Annotated in this window: 16 protein-coding genes; 8 read left to right on the top strand and 8 right to left on the bottom strand. The window is 73.5% G+C overall.

The annotated features are described in order from the left end of the window. The first annotated feature begins 239 nt into the window (after positions 1 to 239). The gene (locus ACZ63H_RS18060) at positions 240 to 476 is read left to right on the top strand and encodes a hypothetical protein (RefSeq protein WP_469866084.1); all 237 of its coding nucleotides are present in this window, start codon (positions 240 to 242) and stop codon (positions 474 to 476) included. A gap of 72 nt (positions 477 to 548) precedes the next feature. Here ACZ63H_RS18060 and moaA read toward each other — a convergent pair whose 3' ends face one another. The 3 genes from moaA to ACZ63H_RS18075 form a co-directional block, all read right to left on the bottom strand. Beyond that, positions 549 to 1,538, bottom strand: a complete 990-nt coding sequence (gene moaA, locus ACZ63H_RS18065) for a GTP 3',8-cyclase MoaA (RefSeq protein ID WP_469866086.1) — start codon at positions 1,536 to 1,538, stop codon at positions 549 to 551. 173 nt (positions 1,539 to 1,711) lie between these two features. Then, positions 1,712 to 3,337, bottom strand: coding sequence for a solute symporter family protein (locus ACZ63H_RS18070; protein ID WP_469866088.1), 1,626 nt, complete (start codon positions 3,335 to 3,337; stop codon positions 1,712 to 1,714). Further along, positions 3,334 to 3,690, bottom strand: coding sequence for a DUF485 domain-containing protein (locus ACZ63H_RS18075; protein WP_469866090.1), 357 nt, complete (start codon positions 3,688 to 3,690; stop codon positions 3,334 to 3,336). The genes ACZ63H_RS18070 and ACZ63H_RS18075 overlap by 4 nt, the downstream gene beginning before the upstream one ends. Before the next feature lie 286 nt (positions 3,691 to 3,976). Here ACZ63H_RS18075 and ACZ63H_RS18080 point away from each other — a divergent pair, with 286 nt between their 5' ends. Together ACZ63H_RS18080 and ACZ63H_RS18085 are read left to right on the top strand one after the other, a co-directional pair. Continuing rightward, positions 3,977 to 5,500 carry a S8 family peptidase gene (locus ACZ63H_RS18080; protein WP_469866092.1) on the top strand — a complete coding sequence of 508 codons (1,524 nt, stop codon included), beginning with the start codon at positions 3,977 to 3,979 and terminating at the stop codon, positions 5,498 to 5,500. Positions 5,501 to 5,570: 70 nt separating this feature from the next. Further along, positions 5,571 to 6,971: a CoA transferase gene (locus ACZ63H_RS18085; RefSeq protein WP_469866094.1), complete on the top strand. Its 1,401-nt coding sequence runs from the start codon at positions 5,571 to 5,573 to the stop codon at positions 6,969 to 6,971. A gap of 9 nt (positions 6,972 to 6,980) precedes the next feature. On the opposite strand, the gene ACZ63H_RS18090 is transcribed toward ACZ63H_RS18085, so the two are convergent. Together ACZ63H_RS18090 and ACZ63H_RS18095 are read right to left on the bottom strand one after the other, a co-directional pair. Next, positions 6,981 to 8,030 carry a zinc-dependent alcohol dehydrogenase family protein gene (locus ACZ63H_RS18090; RefSeq protein WP_469866096.1) on the bottom strand — a complete coding sequence of 350 codons (1,050 nt, stop codon included), beginning with the start codon at positions 8,028 to 8,030 and terminating at the stop codon, positions 6,981 to 6,983. A 264-nt stretch (positions 8,031 to 8,294) separates the two neighbouring features. Then, the gene (locus tag ACZ63H_RS18095) at positions 8,295 to 9,005 is read right to left on the bottom strand and encodes a VIT1/CCC1 transporter family protein (protein ID WP_469866098.1); all 711 of its coding nucleotides are present in this window, start codon (positions 9,003 to 9,005) and stop codon (positions 8,295 to 8,297) included. A 453-nt stretch (positions 9,006 to 9,458) separates the two neighbouring features. On the opposite strand from ACZ63H_RS18095, the gene ACZ63H_RS18100 reads away from it, so the two are divergent. From ACZ63H_RS18100 to ACZ63H_RS18120, 5 genes are all read left to right on the top strand, one after another. After that, entirely contained in the window at positions 9,459 to 10,442 is a 984-nt protein-coding gene (locus ACZ63H_RS18100) for a DEDDh family exonuclease (RefSeq protein ID WP_469866100.1), read from the top strand. 99 nt (positions 10,443 to 10,541) lie between these two features. Continuing rightward, complete coding sequence (locus ACZ63H_RS18105) at positions 10,542 to 10,775, top strand: hypothetical protein (RefSeq protein ID WP_467937491.1); 234 nt, start codon at positions 10,542 to 10,544, stop codon at positions 10,773 to 10,775. A gap of 25 nt (positions 10,776 to 10,800) precedes the next feature. Then, positions 10,801 to 11,622 carry an SURF1 family cytochrome oxidase biogenesis protein gene (locus tag ACZ63H_RS18110; RefSeq protein WP_469866102.1) on the top strand — a complete coding sequence of 274 codons (822 nt, stop codon included), beginning with the start codon at positions 10,801 to 10,803 and terminating at the stop codon, positions 11,620 to 11,622. Positions 11,623 to 11,722: 100 nt separating this feature from the next. Continuing rightward, positions 11,723 to 13,507 carry a glycoside hydrolase family 15 protein gene (locus ACZ63H_RS18115; protein WP_469866104.1) on the top strand — a complete coding sequence of 595 codons (1,785 nt, stop codon included), beginning with the start codon at positions 11,723 to 11,725 and terminating at the stop codon, positions 13,505 to 13,507. Positions 13,508 to 13,511: 4 nt separating this feature from the next. Next, positions 13,512 to 14,267: an SDR family oxidoreductase gene (locus ACZ63H_RS18120; protein WP_467937485.1), complete on the top strand. Its 756-nt coding sequence runs from the start codon at positions 13,512 to 13,514 to the stop codon at positions 14,265 to 14,267. Positions 14,268 to 14,380: 113 nt separating this feature from the next. Here the strand turns inward: ACZ63H_RS18120 and ACZ63H_RS18125 are convergent, their stop codons facing one another. The 3 genes from ACZ63H_RS18125 to ACZ63H_RS18135 all read right to left on the bottom strand — a co-directional run bounded on the left by ACZ63H_RS18125 (position 14,381) and on the right by ACZ63H_RS18135 (position 17,457). Beyond that, positions 14,381 to 15,184: an enoyl-CoA hydratase/isomerase family protein gene (locus tag ACZ63H_RS18125; RefSeq protein WP_469866106.1), complete on the bottom strand. Its 804-nt coding sequence runs from the start codon at positions 15,182 to 15,184 to the stop codon at positions 14,381 to 14,383. A 117-nt stretch (positions 15,185 to 15,301) separates the two neighbouring features. Continuing rightward, positions 15,302 to 15,523, bottom strand: coding sequence for a helix-turn-helix domain-containing protein (locus tag ACZ63H_RS18130; RefSeq protein WP_004002281.1), 222 nt, complete (start codon positions 15,521 to 15,523; stop codon positions 15,302 to 15,304). 335 nt (positions 15,524 to 15,858) lie between these two features. Continuing rightward, a complete protein-coding gene (locus ACZ63H_RS18135) occupies positions 15,859 to 17,457 on the bottom strand; it encodes an ABC-F family ATP-binding cassette domain-containing protein (protein ID WP_469866109.1) in 1,599 nt (532 codons plus the stop codon). Positions 17,458 to 17,490: the final 33 nt, after the last annotated feature.

Below are 17,490 nucleotides of genomic sequence, written 5' to 3' on the forward strand. Positions count from 1 at the left end.
ACGCGGGACCCGCGCAGGCGGTCACCCGGCAGCTCAAGAAAACCTCAGATCAATCTAGCTGTTCCGGTCCCGGGCGACGGGGTACCCGTGACATACTGCGTAGGCGCTCCGCATCCCCCGTCGGAGCGACGGACCGACGCCGGGCAGCTCCCCCCGTGGCTGCCCGGCGTCGCCTTGTTTTCCGCCCCTTTTTCCCTTTTCGTTTTCCGCCCTCGACGAGACGAACCGAGACGAAGACCGTGAGCGACGAGACCCCGATCTGCTCGGCCAAGGGCTGCCGTGCCGCCGCCGAGTGGGTGCTGGCCTGGAACAACCCCAAGGTCCATACGCCCGAGCGGCGCAAGACCTGGCTGGCCTGCGAGGAGCACCGCGAGCACCTGTCGCAGTTCCTCGGGGTGCGGGGTTTCCTGAAGGACGTGGTCCCCTTCGAGGAGTGGCGGGCCGCCGAGGAGACCGGGGCGCGGCGGGAGTCGTAGGACCGTCTCGCGCGCCCCGACGGCGCGTAGCGCGGGCGCCGAATCCGGGACGGCGGGCCGGGACGACCGGGTTCAGCCGCCGATCGCCGACATGGGGCGGTCGGGCTGGACGAAGGAGGGGTCGTCCAGGCCCGCGCCGGCCTTCTTGCCCCACATCGCCAGCTTCCAGATGCGGGCGATCTCCTCGTCGGGGGCGCCGGAGCGCAGGGCCGCGCGCAGGTCGGTCTCCTCGGTGGCGAACAGGCAGGTGCGTATCTGGCCGTCGGCGGTGAGGCGGGTGCGGTCGCAGGCCGCGCAGAACGGCCGGGTCACCGAGGCGATCACACCGACGCGGTGCGGTCCGCCGTCCACCAGCCAGCGCTCCGCGGGGGCCGAGCCGCGCGCGTCGGCGCCCTCGGGGGCGAGGTCGAAGCGGGTGCGCAGGGAGGTGAGGATGTCCCCGGCGGTGACCATCCCCTCGCGCTTCCAGCCGTGCTGGGCGTCCAGCGGCATCTGCTCGATGAACCGCAGTTCGTAGTCGTGCTCGACCGCCCAGGCGAGCAGGTCCGGGGCCTCGTCGTCGTTCAGGCCCGGCATCAGGACCGAGTTGACCTTGACCGGGGTCAGGCCGGCCTCGCGGGCCGCGGCCAGGCCGTCCAGGACGTCCTGGTGGCGGTCGCGGCGGGTGAGGGTCTTGAAGACGTCCGGGCGGAGGGTGTCCAGGGAGACGTTGACCCGGTCCAGGCCCGCCGCCTTCAGGGCGGTCGCGGTGCGGACCAGGCCGATGCCGTTGGTGGTCAGGGACATCCGGGGGCGCGGGGCGAGGGCCGCGACGCGCTCCACGATGCCGACCAGGCCCGGGCGCAGCAGGGGTTCACCGCCGGTGAAGCGGACCTCCTCGATACCGAGCGCGCGGACCGCGATGTCGATGAGGCGGACGATCTCGTCGTCCGTGAGCAGGTCCGGCTTGGCCAGCCACCGCAGGCCCTCCTCGGGCATGCAGTAGGTGCAGCGCAGATTGCACCGGTCGGTCAGCGAGACCCTCAGGTCGGTGGCCACCCGGCCGTAGGTGTCGATGAGCACGTGGGCCCCCTCCCTCTCCCGGTCACTCATTCTCGGCCGCCCATGCGTCGTCCGTCACCTGTGAGCGTACGTGACCCCGCCGACATCGACAGCGGCCCGATCCCACGAGGAACGGCGCGACCGCGTCGTAGGACCGTACAGCCCCGACGACGCGGTCGTCCCGCGTGCCGCCGTCAGTGGGCTCCGGTGCCGGTCAGGGACCGGACCTCCAGTTCCGCGTACTTCCCGGCGTCCGGGGTCTCCTTCGACAGGAGGGTGCCCACCACGCCGAGCAGGAATCCGACCGGGATGGAGATGAGGCCGGGGTTCTCCAGCGGGAACCAGTGGAAGTCGACGCTGGGGAACATCGAGCTCGACTTGCCGGAGACCACCGGGGAGAACAGCACCAGGCCGACCGCTGTGACCAGGCCGCCGTAGATCGACCACAGGGCGCCCGTGGTGGTGAACCGCTTCCAGAACAGGCTGTAGAGGATGGTCGGCAGGTTGGCGGAGGCGGCGACCGCGAAGGCGAGGGCGACCAGGCCGGCCACGTTCAGGTCGCGGGCCAGGGCGCCGAGGACGATGGAGACCGCGCCGATGCCGACGGTCGCCCAGCGGGCCGCGCGCACCTCCTGCTCCTCGGTGGCCTGGCCCCTCTTGATGACGTTGGCGTAGATGTCGTGCGAGAACGAGGACGAGGAGGCCAGGGTCAGGCCGGCGACGACCGCGAGGATCGTGGCGAAGGCGACCGCGGAGATGCTGGCGAGCAGGATGGCCCCCCAGTTGGAGTCGACGCCGCCCAGATGGAGCGCCAGCAGGGGGGCCGCCGTGTTGCCCGCCTTGTTGGAGGCGATGATCTCGTCCGGCTTGATCAGCGCGGCGGCGCCGAAGCCGAGGGCGAGGGTCATCAGGTAGAAGACGCCGATCAGGCCGATCGCCCAGAGGACGGACTTGCGGGCGGCCTTGGCGGTGGGGACGGTGTAGAAGCGGATCAGGATGTGCGGCAGGCCGGCCGTGCCCAGGACGAGCGCGATGCCGAGGGAGAGGAAGTCCAGCTTGGTGGTGCCGGTGGCGCCGTACTTCAGGCCGGGCTCCAGGAAGGCGCTGCCCTTGCCGCTGTTGTCGGCGGCCCTGCCGAGCAGTTCGGAGATGTTGAAGTCGAACTTCAGCAGGACGAGGAAGGTCAGCAGCAGGGCGCCGGCGATCAGCAGCACCGCCTTGACCATCTGGACCCAGGTGGTGCCCTTCATGCCGCCGATGGTGACGTACACGATCATGAGCAGGCCGACCAGGGCGACGATGCCGATCTTGCCGCCGTCGCTGGTGATGCCGAGGAGCAGGGAGACCAGCACGCCGGCGCCCGCCATCTGGGCCAGCAGGTAGAAGATCGACACGACGATGGTGGAGGTGCCGGCCGCGGTGCGCACGGGGCGCTGGCGCATCCGGTAGGCCAGCACGTCGCCCATCGTGTAGCGGCCCGAGTTGCGCAGGGGTTCGGCGACCAGGAGGAGGGCGACGAGCCAGGCGACGAGGAAGCCGATGGAGTACAGGAAGCCGTCGTAGCCGAAGAGGGCGATGGCGCCGGCGATGCCGAGGAAGGACGCGGCCGACATGTAGTCACCGGAGACGGCGAGGCCGTTCTGGAAGCCGGTGAACTGGCGTCCGCCCGCGTAGAAGTCGGCGGCGTCCTTGGTCTGCCGGCCCGCCCAGACGGTGATGACGAGGGTCGCGGCGACGAACACCGCGAACAGGGTGATGATCAGCGTCCGGTGCTCGCTCGCCTCGCCGGCGGCCAGCAGCGTGTGGGGCATGGCGCTCATGCTCCGCCCTCCATCCGGGACTTGATGGCCTCGGCCCGCGGGTCGAGCCGGGCGGCGGCGCGGCGGGCGTACCACCAGGCGATGAGGAACGTGGTGAGGAACTGGGCGAGGCCCAGGACGAGGGCGACGTTGACATGGCCGGCCACCTTGGTGCCCATGAAGTCGCCCGCGTAGTTGGACAGCAGGACGTACAGCAGGTACCAGGCGGCGAAGGCGATCGTCAGCGGGAAGGCGAAGGAGCGGTGCGCGCGGCGCAGTTCACCGAACTCCGCGCTCTGCTGCACCTCGGTGAACTCCTCGGTGGAGGGAAGGCGGGCTGGGGTTTGAGTGGGTGGCGGCGTCTCGGTGGCCACGGAGTCTCCTCGCGTCACGAACGTGCGCTTGCTGATCTCGCAGGGACGGGAACACATTACAGCGAGTCATCATGCGACTCCATTCGGTGATTCCCGTAGGGGCCTGATCCTTTCGGGCCTCCCGTCCACGGTCACGGCGCCGCCCGGGCGGTGGTTCAAGTGCGCCTGGGCCTTTCGGAGATCAGCGCGGGCGGATAGCTTCGGCCCTGCACCGCCTCGTCATGTACCTGCCCGGACGACCACCTGTGTTCCGGGCGGTTCCGTATCCGGATGATGTGGAGATCCCATGGCTCATCTGCGCTCCAGCCGCCGACTGGCGCTCGCCGTGCCGGCCGCGCTGTCGCTGACCGCCGCGTTCGGCTTCCTGCCGTCGGCGGCCTCCGCGGCCCCCTCGGCGGCCACGGAGGCCCCGGTGGCGCGGGCGGCGGACGGCCCCGCCCTGTCCTACGTGGTGAACACCGGGACGGGCCGCTCCACGATCGAGTCGGTGCGGCGGGCGATCGTCCGCAACGGCGGGACGGTGGTGACGAGTTACGACCGGATCGGGGTGATCGTCGTCCACTCCTCGGACCCCGGCTTCGCCCAGCGGATCCGCGCCGTGCGCGGGGTCGCGTCGGCGGGCGCGACGCGCAACCGCCCGCTGCCCGCCCAGTCCACCACCGACGTGGGCACGCCGAAGGCGCTGAGCGCGGCCGAGGCCGCCGGCGTCCGGGCCGCCGCCGGACAGGACCCGCTGGAGCCGTTGCAGTGGGACCTGCCGGCCATCAAGGCGGACAAGGCGCACGAGAAGACCCTGGGCAGCCCGGACGTCACGGTCGCCGTCATCGACACGGGCGTCGACGACACCCACCCGGACATCGCGCCCAACTTCGACCGCGCGGCCTCCGTCAACTGCGTGTCGGGCAAGCCGGACACCACGGACGGCGCCTGGCGGCCGGGCGCGGCGGAGAGCCCGCACGGCACGCACGTGGCGGGCGAGATCGCGGCGGCGAAGAACGGCGTGGGCATGACGGGCGTGGCGCCGGGGGTGAAGGTCTCCGGCATCAAGGTGGGCAACCCGGACGGCTTCTTCTACGCCGAGGCCGTGGTCTGCGGCTTCGTGTGGGCGGCCGAGCACCACGTCGACGTGACCAACAACAGCTATTACACCGACCCGTGGTACTTCAACTGCGCCTCCGACCCCGACCAGAAGGCACTGGTGGACGCCGTCACCCGGGCCTCGCGCTACGCGGAGCGCAAGGGCGCGGTCAACGTCGCCGCGGCGGGCAACGAGAACTACGACCTCGCCTCCGACGCGATCACCGACGAGGACTCGCCGAACGACGGCACCCCCTCGGACCGGGTGGTCGACCCGCACGAGTGCTTCGACATACCGACCCAGCTGCCGGGTGTCGTCACGGTCGCGTCGACCGGCGCGAAGGGCCTGAAGTCCTCCTTCTCCAACCACGGCCTCGGCGTGGTGGACATCGCCGCGCCCGGCGGCGACCGCCTCCAGGCGCCGCAGCCCCCGGCGGTCAGCGGCCTGATCCTGGGCACGCTGCCGGGCGGCAAGTACGGCTACATGGCCGGGACGTCCATGGCCACCCCGCACGTCGCCGGTGTCGCCGCATTGATCAAGTCAACCCACCCGCACGCCCCGGCGGCGGCCGTGAAGGCGCTGCTGTACGCGGAGGCCACCGCCACCCCCTGCACCGACCCGTACGACATCGACGGCGACGGCAAGGTGGACGCGGTGTGCGAGGGGACGAAGAACCGCAACGGCTTCTACGGCCGGGGCGTGGCGGACGCGCTGGCCGCGGTGACCAGGTAGGCGCCCCGAGGGGCGTCCGCGCGGGCGCCCACCCGGCAGATTGATCGAATCAATCATGCATAGTGCGGTCATGACTGCACTCACGTACGCGTGGTCCGCGCTGGGCGGCGACCCCGCCCGGCTGTCCCGGCTCACCCTCGTCCCGCGGGAGGGCGTGCTCACGGCGCGCCTTCCCGTGCGGGAGCTGGCCCGGGCCTGCGTGGGCACCTGCGCGCTGGCCGCCGCGGAGCTGGCGGCCCGCCGGTCCGGCCTCCCCGGGGTCCCGGGCGTCCGGGTCGACGACGGCGCGGTCGCGGCGGCCTTCCACAGCGAGCGGCTGCTGCGGATCGACGGCCGGGCGCCGGTCTCCTTCGCGCCCCTGTCGCGGTTCTGGCGCACGGCCGACGGCTGGGTGCGCACCCACGCCAACTACCCGCACCACAAGGCCCGGTTGCTCGGCGCGCTGGGGCTGCCCGCGGACGCCTCGGCGGACCGGGTCGCCGGGCTCCTGGCCGGGCGCACCGCCCTGGAGGTGGAGGAGACCGTCGGCGACGCGGGCGGTCTCGCCGTGGCCCTGCGCACCCCCGGGGAGTGGGCGGCGCACCCGCAGGCGGCCGAGGTGGCCGCGCGCCCGCTGGTCGAGCGTTCCTGGCCGGACACGGCGCCCCCGCGCGTGTTCCCGCCGCTCGGCCCCGGTGCCACCGCCCTGCTGCCCGCCGCCGGGCTGCGCGTCCTGGACCTGACCCGGGTCCTGGCGGGTCCGGTCGCCACCCGCACCCTCGCCCTGCTCGGCGCGGACGTGCTGCGCCTGGACGCCCCGTGGCTGCCGGAACTGCCCGACCAGCACGCCGACACCGGCTTCGGCAAGCGGTCCGCCACGCTGGACCTGGGCACCGGCCGGGACGCCCTCGAAGACCTGCTGAGCACGGCCGACGTCGTGGTCACGGGGTACCGGCCGGGGGCCCTGGACCGGTTCGGGCTCTGCCCCGAGGCGCTGGCCGGGCGCCACCCCGGGCTGGTCGTGGCGCAGGTGTCGGCGTGGGGCGCGTACGGGCCGTGGCACGCGCGGCGCGGCTTCGACAGCCTGGTGCAGGCCGCCACCGGCATCGCGGTCACCGAGGGCACGGCCGGGGAGCCGGGCGCGCTGCCCGCGCAGGCCCTGGACCACGGCACCGGCTATCTGCTGGCGGCGGCCGTGCTGCGGGCGCTGACCGAGCAGTCGTACGACGGCGGGAGCCGGCTGGTGCGGCTCGCGCTGGCCCGGACCGCGCACTGGCTGACCCACGGCATTGTCCCGGAACCGGCCGAGGGGGAGCCGTACCCGGGTCCGGACGCCTGGCTGGCCGAGAGCGGCAGCGCGCTGGGCCGCCTGCGGCACGCCCGCCCGGCCGTGTCCTTCACGGGCGGCCCCGCCGGCTGGTCCCGGCCCCCGGCGCCCTGGGGCTCGGATCCGGCCCGCTGGACCGCCGCCCCGGGCGGCGGCGCCGGGTGACGCGCGCGGTCACCGGTCGTTGGTGACCAGCACCTTCAGGGCCGTGCGCTCGTCCATCGCCCGGTAGCCGGCCGGGACGCCCTCGATGTCGACGGTCAGGTCGAACACCGGGGAGGGGTCGATCGTGCCGTCGAGGACGTCGGGCAGCAGGTCGGGGATGTAGGCGCGGACCGGGGCGACCCCGCCGCGCAGCGCGATGTTCCGGTCGAACATCACGCCGAGGTCCAGGCCGGTGCCGCTGCCGTGGGGCACGCCCACGAAGCCGACGGCACCGCCGTCCCGGGTGATGCCGACGGCCGTCCGCATGGACTGCTCGGTGCCGACCGCCTCCACGACGGCGTGCGCGCCCCGGCCCCGGGTCAGCTCGCGGACCGCCTCGACGGCGGCCTCCCCGCGCTCGGCGACCACGTCGGTGGCGCCGAACCGGCGCGCGATGTCGGTCCGCACCCGGTGCCGGCCCAGCGCGATGATCCGCTCGGCGCCGAGCCGCTTGGCGGCCAGGACGGCGCACAGGCCGACCGCGCCGTCGCCGACGACGGCGACCGTGGCCCCGGGCCGGGCGCCCGCGCCGAGGGCGGCGTGGTGGCCGGTGCCGAGCACGTCGGACAGGGTCAGCAGGGCGGACAGCAGGTGGTCGTCCGTGGCCGCCTCCTTGGGCAGCCGGACGAGGGTGCCGTCGGCGAACGGCACGCGGACGGCCTCGCCCTGGCCGCCGTCGTAGCCGACCGAGCCCCAGAAGCCGCCGTGCTCGCAGGAGGTGGTCAGGCCCTCGCGGCAGTAGTCGCAGACGCCGTCGGACCACATGAAGGGCGCGACCACCAGGTCGCCGCGGCGGACGGTGCCCACCTCGGAGCCGGTCTCCTCCACGACGCCGAGGAACTCGTGCCCGATCCGCTGACCCGGCTGCCGGGCGGCCTCGCCCCGGTAGGCCCACAGGTCGCTGCCGCAGATGCAGGCGCGCAGCACCCGGACGACGGCGTCGGTGGGCAACTGCACCACGGGATCGGGGACGTCCTCCACGCGCATCTCGTACGGGGCGTGGATGGTGGTGGCGCGCATGACGGGGTCCTTCTCGTGCGGGGCGGTGCGGCGCGCCCGCGAGCGGCGGGCGCACCTCACCGTACGTCGTGCCCGCGGCGTCCCGCGCGGCCGGCCGTCACGGCGGGGCCCCGGGCCGGTGCCGGGCACGCCGTCGAAGGGGGACGAGGCGTCCGTGCGGGCCCCGGCCGAACCGGAGCGGGCGCCGCCGTCCCGGCCGCGGCACCGGTGTCCACGCTCCGGGCCGCGCCGTCCCGCCGCCCCACGGCGACGGGGTCCGCGCGCTCACACCCCGGCCGCGCCCAGCAGACTGCCCGCCGCGTAGGTCACGCCCATCGCCAGCGCCCCGCCCGCCACGTTGCGCACCACCGCGCGCCGGGGGCGGGCCGCGCCGAGGCGGGCGCTGCTCCAGCCGGTGAGGACCAGGGCGGCGAGGACGCAGCACACGGTGACGGGGAGCCGGGCGCCGGCCGGGGGCAGCACGATGGCCAGCAACGGGAGCAGCGCGCCCACGGTGAAGGCCAGGAAGCTCGCCCAGGCCGCGTGCCAGGGGTTGGTCAGCTCGTCCGGGTCGATGCCCAGCTCCACGCGCGCGTGGGCCCGCAGCGCGTCCCGCGCGGTGAGCTGCTCGGCGGCCTCGCGGGCCACGTCCCGGGACAGGCCGCGCCGGGCCAGCAGCTCGGTCAGCTCCCGCAGTTCGGCCTCCGGCCGGTCGCGCAGCTCCCGGCGCTCCGCGGCCAGCGCGGCCATCTCGGAGTCGCGCTGGGTGGAGACGGAGACGTATTCGCCGGCCGCCATGGACATCGAGCCGGCGAGCAGCCCGGCCAGTCCTGCGGTGAGCAGCGCGGAGCGGCTCCCGGTGGCGCCGGCCACGCCGACGACCAGGCCGGCGGTGGAGACGATGCCGTCGTTCGCGCCCAGTACGGCGGCCCGCAGCCAGTTCAGCCGGGAGCCGAGCGCGCCGCCGTGGGGCTCGTCGTGGGTGGGTTCCGTCACAGCAGGGAGGATCCCACCGGCAGCGCCCCGGGCGCCGCACCGACGCGGGGCCGGCCGGCGGCGGGGCGGGACACCGCGGCGAAGGGGGCACAGGCGGGGGGCCGGAGGACCGCCACCCCGCCCGGACCGCCGCCCCGGGCGAACGCCGCCTCGGCCGCCGGGCCGTGTCGCACCGCCCTTCGCCGGGCTCCCGTGACGGACCGTCATCCGCGACACCGGCACGGCAGTCCGGGGCGGGGAGCGGCCTGCCCGGGAAGAGGGTTGACGGCCGGTGGCCAGTGGCGGGGGCGGCGGTGGTGCCGGTGCCGGGTGAGCGGACACGCGCGCGCGTACGAGGACGGAGGGCGCGGGCACGCGCGCGTGTGCGGTGGCCGAGTGCGCGGTCGGGTCCGGGACGCGGGTTGCCGCCCTGGGGGACGGCGTTGTCGGTGGCGGCCCGTATCCTCAGTGACCATGCTCGAAGACCGTGCGACCGCAGCGCCCTCCGCCACCCCGTGGCCGGCCGCGTATCCGAAGGGATACGCGGTCGTTGACGTGGAGACCACCGGACTGGCCCGCGACGACCGGATCATCTCGGCGGCCGTGTACCGGCTGGACGCGCTCGGCGAGGTCGAGGACCACTGGTACACGCTGGTCAACCCGGAGCGCGATCCGGGACCGGTGTGGATACACGGCCTGACGAGCGAGATGCTCGACGGCGCGCCGCTGTTCGCGGACGTGGCCGAGGAGTTCGCGGCCCGCCTGGACGGCCGGGTGCTGGTGGCGCACAACGCCGTCTTCGACTGGCAGATGATCGCGCGGGAGTACGCGCGCGTGCGGCGCGAGGCGCCGGTGCGCCAGCGGCTGTGCACCATCGCGCTGTCGAAGGAGCTGGGGCTGCCGCTGCCCAACTTCAAGCTGGAGTCGCTGGCGGCCCACTTCGGGGTCGTCCAGCAGCGGGCGCACCACGCGCTGGACGACGCGCGGGTGCTGGCGGAGGCGTTCCGGCCCAGCCTGCGGGCCGCGGCGGCGGGCGGCGTCCGGCTGCCGCTGCTGGAGTGCCGGCCGCTGACGGAGTGGTCGGACCGGCCGGTGCCCCGGCAGGCGTCCGGAGGCTACGGCGGCTACCGGCAGGGCGGTTGGCGCCCCTCCCGCAAAAGGCCCGCATGCCCCTATCCCAACCCCGGCCGCTACGAAGACGGCAAAAAGCTCAAACAGGGCATGCGGGTCGCCTTCTCGGGTGACACGTCGACGGAGCGCGAGCTGCTGGAGGACCGCGCCACCGAGGCCGGGCTCCATGTGGCCGGCAGCGTCTCCCGGCTGACCAGCCTGCTGGTGACCAACGACCCGGACTCGGGCACGTCGAAGACGGTCAAGGCCCGGCAGTACGGCACGCCGATCCTGGACGAGGCCGCGTTCGGGCAGTTGCTGAGGGACGTGGAGCCCGCCGACGAGTAGCCGAGGACGCGTGCGGTTCATCGTACGAACGGGTGATTGACCCGCGACTCACCCGGCACCGGCTCGCCGGGGAAACGGCGACGGCTCACCCTGTGGCGCATGGCGACATGCGAAGTTTGCGGCAATGACTACGGAATGACCTTCGAGGTGCACGCGCAGGGCGCCGTGCATGTCTTCGACTGCTTCTCCTGTGCGATCCACCGCATGGCCCCGCTCTGCGAGCACTGCCGGGTGCAGATCATCGGCCAGGGCGTGGAGGTGGAGGGCCACTGGTACTGCGGCGCGCACTGCGCCCGGGCCGAGGGGAGGGCCGGCATCGTCGACCGGGTCTGACCCGGTACCCGCCTGAACGCACCCCATGGCGCGGGGGTACCGTCGTGGGGTGCACCGCTACCGCTTCCTGCTGTCCCGCCAGTGGGTGATCCTCACCCTCGTCGCGATCGCGCTGATCCCGACGATGATCAGGCTGGGCTTCTGGCAGCAGCACCGCTACGAGGAGCGCACGGCCCGCAACGACCTGGTCTCCGCCGCGCTGCACGCCGACCCCGTCCCGGTCGAGCGGCTGACCTCCCCCGGGCACGCGGTGTCCCGCGCCGAGAAGTACCGCACGGTCACCGCGACCGGCACCTTCGACACCTCGAAGGAGGTCGTGGTCCGCCGCCGTGTCAATTCCGACGGCGAGGTCGGCTTCCACGTCCTCACCCCCCTCGTCCTCGACGACGGCAAGGTGCTGCTCGTCAACCGGGGCTGGATCCCCGCGAACGGGGCGCAGACCGACTATCCCAAGGTGCCGGCACCGCCGGCCGGGCGGACCACCGTCACCGGACGGCTGATGGCCGACGAGACGACCGCCGCGAGCGGCATCAAGAACGTCAAGGGCCTGCCCGACCGGCAGATCATGCTGATCAACAGCGCCGAGGAGGCCCGGCGGCTGGACGCGCGGGTGCTCGGCGGCTACATCCAGCAGACCGCGCCCCGCGCCGAGGGCGGCTCCCCGGAGCAGATCTCCGACCCGGGCAGCGAGGACGCCCCGCTGAACTACGCGTACATGATCCAGTGGTGGCTGTTCGCGGCGGCCGTCCCGGTCGGCTGGTGGTTCCTGGTCCGGCGCGAGCTGCGCGACCGGGCGGAGGCCGCGGCGGAGCGCCGCACCGAGGAGACCGAACCGGCCCCGGTCTGACCCCGGTCCGCCCCCCGCACGTCCGCCCCGCCCCCGGGTCGTCTCACTCCCCCGGCCGACCACCTGGTTGGCCCTCTGGGCTGCCGGGAAACCGGATCCCGTGAACGCGCGCATCGACGACTACGCCCTCATCGGGGACGAACAGACCGCGGCCCTGATCGGCAAGGACGGCTCGATCGACTGGCTGTGCCTGCCGCGCTTCGACTCCGGGGCCTGCTTCGCCCGGCTGCTGGGGGACGAGGACCACGGCCACTGGCGGATCGCGCCCGAGGGAGCGGACGTCTGCACCCGCCGCGCCTACCGACCCGACACCCTCGTCCTGGACACCGAGTGGGAGACGGCGGACGGCGCGGTGCGCGTCACCGACCTGATGCCGCAGCGCGAGCGCGCCCCCGACGTCGTGCGGATCGTGGAGGGCGTCCGCGGCCGGGTCACCGTCCGCAGCACGCTGCGGCTGCGCTTCGACTACGGCTCGATCGTGCCGTGGGTGCGCCGCGCGGACGGCCACCGGGTGGCCGTCGCCGGCCCGGACTCCGCCTGGCTGCGCACCGAGCCGGAGGTGCACACCTGGGGCGAGCGGTACGGCACCCACTCGCAGTTCACCGTCACCGAGGGCGAGCGGGTCGCGTTCGTGCTCACCTGGCACCCCTCGCACGAGAGGCGCCCGCCGCTGATCGACCCGTACGAGGCGCTGGAGAGCAGCGTCGCCGACTGGCGGGCCTGGGCCGGGCGGTGCCGTTACGACGGGCCGTACCGGGAGGCGGTGGTGCGCTCGCTCATCACCCTCAAGGCCCTCACCTACGCCCCGACCGGCGGGATCGTCGCCGCGGCGACCACCTCGCTGCCCGAGAAGCCGGGCGGCGTGCGCAACTGGGACTACCGGTACTGCTGGCTGCGCGACTCCACCCTCACCCTCGGCGCGCTGCTCACCGCGGGCTACCAGGAGGAGGCCGGGGCATGGCGGGACTGGCTGCTGCGCGCGGTCGCCGGCAACCCGGCCGACCTCCAGATCATGTACGGCGTGGCGGGCGAGCGGCGGCTGCCGGAGACGGAACTGCCGTGGCTGCCCGGATTCGCCGGCTCCGCCCCCGTGCGCGTCGGCAACGGCGCCGTCGACCAGCTCCAGCTGGACGTGTACGGCGAGGTGATGGACTCGCTGTCGCTGGCCCGCACCTCGGGGCTGTCCCCCAAGCCGCACATGTGGGCCATGCAGCGGTCGCTGATGGGCTTCCTGGAGTCGGCGTGGCGGCAGCCGGACGAGGGCCTGTGGGAGGTGCGCGGCGGCCGGCGGCAGTTCGTGCACTCCAAGGTGATGGTGTGGGTGGCCGCCGACCGGGCCGTGCGGACGCTGGAGCGGCACCCGGAGCTGAGCGGCGATCCGGAGGGCTGGCGCCGGCTGCGTGACGAGGTGCACCGGGAGGTGTGCGAGAAGGGCTTCGACCCGGAGCGGAACACCTTCACCCAGTCCTACGGCTCCCGGGAACTGGACGCCGCGCTGCTGCTCATCCCGCGCGTGGGCTTCCTGCCGCCGGACGACCCCCGGGTGGTCGGCACGGTCGACGCCATCCGCGACGACCTCGGGCACGGCGGCTTCCTGCGCCGCTACGACACCGACGACTCGGTGATCGACGGGCTGCCGAGCGGTGAGGGCGCCTTCCTCGCCTGTTCCTTCTGGCTGGCCGACGCGCTGCACGTGACCGGCCGGACGCGGGAGGCCCGCGAGCTGTTCGACCGGCTGGTGGGCCTGTGCAACGACGTGGGCCTGCTGGCCGAGGAGTACGACCCCGTCGGCGGCTGCCAGCTCGGCAACTTCCCGCAGGCGTTCAGCCACATCGGACTGGTGAACACCGCACTCACGCTCTTCGGGGAGGACGGGGCAGGATAGGGCCATGGATCTTGGACTGAAGGACCGGGTGTACGTCGTCACCGGAGCCACCCGGGGACTGGGCAACGCCACCGCGCGGGAACTCGTCGCGGACGGGGCGAAGGTGGTCGTCAGCGGCCGGGACGGGCAGCGGGTCGCCGAGGCCGCCGCCGCCCTCGGCCCGAACGCGGTGGGCGTGGCCGTGGACAACGCCGACCCGAGCGCTCCCGAGCGGCTGATCGGGGCGGCCCGGGAGAACTTCGGGGGCTTCCACGGGGTGCTGGTGAGCGTGGGCGGGCCGGCGCCCGGTTTCGTCGCCGACAACACCGACGAGCAGTGGCGGGACGCGTTCGAGTCCGTCTTCCTCGGCGCGGTACGGCTGGCCCGCGCGGCGGCGGCCGAGCTGCCGGAGGGCGGGGTGATCGCCTTCGTGCTGTCCGGGTCGGTGTACGAGCCGATCCCGGGGCTGACGGTCTCCAACGGGCTGCGGCCGGGGCTCGCCGGGTTCGCCAAGTCGATCGCCGACGAGCTGGGGCCGCGCGGCATCCGGGTGGTGGGGGTGCTGCCGGGCCGGATCGACACCGATCGCGTCCGCGAGCTGGACGGGCGGTCCGCCGACCCCGAGGCCACCCGGACCGCGAACGCCTCGCGCATCCCGCTGCGCCGCTACGGGCGGCCGGAGGAGTTCGGCCGGACGGCCGCGTTCCTGCTGTCCCCGGCCGCGTCGTACCTGACCGGGGTCATGGTGCCCGTCGACGGCGGCATGCGGCACGGGTTCTGACGGCACTCCGGTGCGCGCGGGCGTGCCGGGACGCCGCGACGCGCAGCCGCCGGGCCGTGGAGCGGGCCCGGCGGCTGCGCGCGTCCGGCCGCGGGACCCGGGCGCGCTCGGGCCTACTCGCCGAGGCCGGCCAGGTCGCGCAGGCGGCGGGCCTGGGCGGCGCGCTCGGCCGCGCGCTGTTCGTCGTACGTCCGGTCGACGGCGCCGCGCAGCAGTGCCTTGGTCTCCACCACGGCGTCCCGGGGCGCGGCCAGCAGCGCCGCCGCCAGGTCGCGTACCGCCGCGTCCAGTTCGGTCGCGGGCACGGCGAGGTTGGCCAGCCCGCTCGCCACGGCCTCCTCGGCCCCGACGAACCGCCCGGTCGCGCAGATCTCCAGCGCGCGGGCATACCCGACGAGGCCGACCAGCGGGTGGGTGCCGGTCAGGTCGGGGACGAGGCCGAGGCTGGTCTCGCGCATGGCGAACTGGACGTCGTCGGCGACGACCCTGAGGTCGCAGCCCAGCGCGAGCTGGAAGCCGGCCCCGATGGCATGGCCCTGGACGGCGGCGATGGACACGAGGTCGGTCCGCCGCCACCAGGTGAACGCCTCCTGGTATTCGGCGATGGTCGCGTCGAGCCCGGCGTCGTCACGGCGCGCGAGTTCGACGAAGGTCGGCTCGCCCGGGATCCCCTCCGGAGTGAACATCCGGCGGTCCAGCCCGGCGGAGAACGACTGGCCCTCGCCGCGCAGCACGACCACGCGGACGGAGCCCGGCAGCAGCCGCCCGGCCTCGGCGAGCGCCCGCCACAGGGCGGGGGTCTGCGCGTTGCGCTTGGCCGGGTTGGCCAGCGTCACCGTGGCGAGGGTGTCCTCGACGGTGAGCCGTACCCCGTCCTTGTCGAGTGCGGGAGCGAGGTCCTGGTCGGGCGAAGCCATGGGGTGCCTCCGATGGGTGCGGTCAGCAGAGCGGAGCTAAGTGACTGCACAGTAACCACCCGGCCGGTCGGACCGCCGACCGGGTGGCCACCATCGAAGCCGATGGGCCGCCCGGAGTCAGGACGAAGCGGCCTTCTTACCCCGGGTCGCTCCGCCACGCCCACGGAGCGTGACGCCCGACTCGCTGAGCATCCGGTGCACGAAGCCATACGAGCGGCCGGTCTCCTCGGCCAGTGCCCGGATGCTCGCACCGGAGTCGTACTTCTTCTTCAGGTCTGCCGCGAGCTTGTCGCGCGCGGCGCCGGTCACCCGGCTGCCCTTCTTCAGAGTCTCGGCCACCCGTGCCTCCTCATGGGAAGTGCGCTCTGGTCTCCTCATGATCACCCCTCCCGGGCGTGATGGCCACCCATTCGGCAAGGTCGGTGAGACATCGTTGTGACGACAGGAGGCGGTCCCCACAAGCGGAATACGAAATTCCAGCGGGTGGCGTCCGGGGGTCCGTACGGGTGGATTCGCGAAGTACCAGGTCAGGAATGCCGAGCGGCCGACCCTCCGGCTACCGGGGGGTCGGCCGCGAAATCCGTGTACGACACACCTCGATACGAGGAGATCTCACACAGATGATGGATCACGGATCGGCCGAATGATCCATGCGCGGGGATCCGGCCCGTCGATCACGCCAGGGCGACCAGGTCCGCGTAGTCGGAGCCCCACAGGTCCTCGACGCCGTCCGGGAGCAGGATGATCCGCTCCGGCTGGAGCGCCTCGACGGCGCCCTCGTCGTGGGTGACGAGGACGACCGCGCCCTTGTAGGTGCGCAGGGCGCCGAGGATCTCCTCGCGGCTGGCCGGGTCGAGGTTGTTCGTCGGCTCGTCCAGGAGCAGCACGTTCGCCGAGGAGACGACGAGCGTGGCGAGGGCGAGCCGGGTCTTCTCGCCGCCGGAGAGGACACCGGCCGGCTTGTCGACGTCGTCGCCGGAGAACAGGAACGAGCCGAGCACCTTGCGGACCTCGACCAGGTCCATGTCGGGGGCGGCCGAGCGCATGTTCTCCAGGACGGTGCGGTCGGGGTCCAGGGTCTCGTGCTCCTGGGCGTAGTAGCCGAGCTTGAGGCCGTGGCCCGGGACGACCCGGCCGGTGTCGGGCTGCTCCACGCCGCCGAGCAGACGCAGCAGGGTGGTCTTGCCGGCGCCGTTGAGGCCGAGGATGACGACCCGGGAGCCCTTGTCGATGGCCAGGTCGACGTCGGTGAAGATCTCCAGCGAGCCGTACGACTTCGACAGGCCCTCGGCCATCAGCGGGGTCTTGCCGCAGGGCGCGGGCTCGGGGAAGCGGAGCTTGGCGACCTTGTCGGACTGGCGGACCGCCTCCAGGCCGGAGAGCAGCTTGTCCGCGCGGCGGGCCATGTTCTGCGCGGCGACCGTCTTGGTGGCCTTGGCGCGCATCTTGTCGGCCTGCGAATGCAGGGCGGCGGCCTTCTTCTCGGCGTTGGCGCGCTCGCGCTTGCGGCGCTTCTCGTCGGCCTCGCGCTGCTGCTGGTAGAGCTTCCAGCCCATGTTGTAGACGTCGATCTGGGAGCGGTTGGCGTCCAGGTAGAACACCTTGTTCACGACCGTCTCGACCAGGTCGACGTCGTGGGAGATGACGATGAAGCCGCCGCGGTAGGTCTTCAGGTAGTCGCGCAGCCAGATGATCGAGTCCGCGTCGAGGTGGTTGGTGGGCTCGTCCAGCAGCAGGGTGTCGGCGTCGGAGAACAGGATCCGGGCCAGCTCGATGCGGCGGCGCTGACCGCCGGAGAGCGTGTGCAGCGGCTGGCCGAGCACCCGGTCGGGCAGGTTCAGCGCGGCGGCGATGGTGGCGGCCTCGGCCTCGGCGGCGTACCCGCCCTTGGTGAGGAACTCCGTCTCCTGGCGCTCGTACTGCTTCATGGCCTTCTCGCGCGTGGAGCCCTTGCCGTTGGCGATCCGCTCCTCGTTGTCGCGCATCTTGCGGATCAGTACGTCGAGGCCGCGCGCGGACAGGATGCGGTCGCGGGCGAGGACGTCGAGGTCGCCGGTGCGGGGGTCCTGCGGGAGGTAGCCGACCTCGCCGGAGCGGGTGATCGTGCCGGCGGCGGGGATGCCCTCGCCGGCCAGGCACTTGGTGAGAGTGGTCTTGCCTGCGCCGTTGCGGCCGACGAGGCCGATGCGGTCGCCCTTGGCGACACGGAAGGTGGCGTTCTCGATGAGGACGCGCGCACCGGCGCGCAGCTCGATACCGGAGGCGGAGATCACGGACAGACTCCAGGGCGTACAGAGGTTGGCGGG

The organism is Streptomyces sp. NPDC104831 (assembly GCF_055583025.1).

Excerpts from the sequence above, each read along its gene's own strand:
- ACZ63H_RS18120 (WP_467937485.1), top strand. The coding sequence starts at position 13,512 with ATGGATCTTGGACTGAAGGACCGGGTGTACGTCGTCACCGGAGCCACC.
- ACZ63H_RS18125 (WP_469866106.1), bottom strand. The coding sequence starts at position 15,184 with ATGGCTTCGCCCGACCAGGACCTCGCTCCCGCACTCGACAAGGACGGG.
- ACZ63H_RS18105 (WP_467937491.1), top strand. The coding sequence starts at position 10,542 with ATGGCGACATGCGAAGTTTGCGGCAATGACTACGGAATGACCTTCGAG.
- ACZ63H_RS18070 (WP_469866088.1), bottom strand. The coding sequence starts at position 3,337 with ATGAGCGCCATGCCCCACACGCTGCTGGCCGCCGGCGAGGCGAGCGAG.
- ACZ63H_RS18080 (WP_469866092.1), top strand. The coding sequence starts at position 3,977 with ATGGCTCATCTGCGCTCCAGCCGCCGACTGGCGCTCGCCGTGCCGGCC.
- ACZ63H_RS18085 (WP_469866094.1), top strand. The coding sequence starts at position 5,571 with ATGACTGCACTCACGTACGCGTGGTCCGCGCTGGGCGGCGACCCCGCC.
- ACZ63H_RS18100 (WP_469866100.1), top strand. The coding sequence starts at position 9,459 with ATGCTCGAAGACCGTGCGACCGCAGCGCCCTCCGCCACCCCGTGGCCG.
- ACZ63H_RS18090 (WP_469866096.1), bottom strand. The coding sequence starts at position 8,030 with ATGCGCGCCACCACCATCCACGCCCCGTACGAGATGCGCGTGGAGGAC.
- ACZ63H_RS18110 (WP_469866102.1), top strand. The coding sequence starts at position 10,801 with ATGGCGCGGGGGTACCGTCGTGGGGTGCACCGCTACCGCTTCCTGCTG.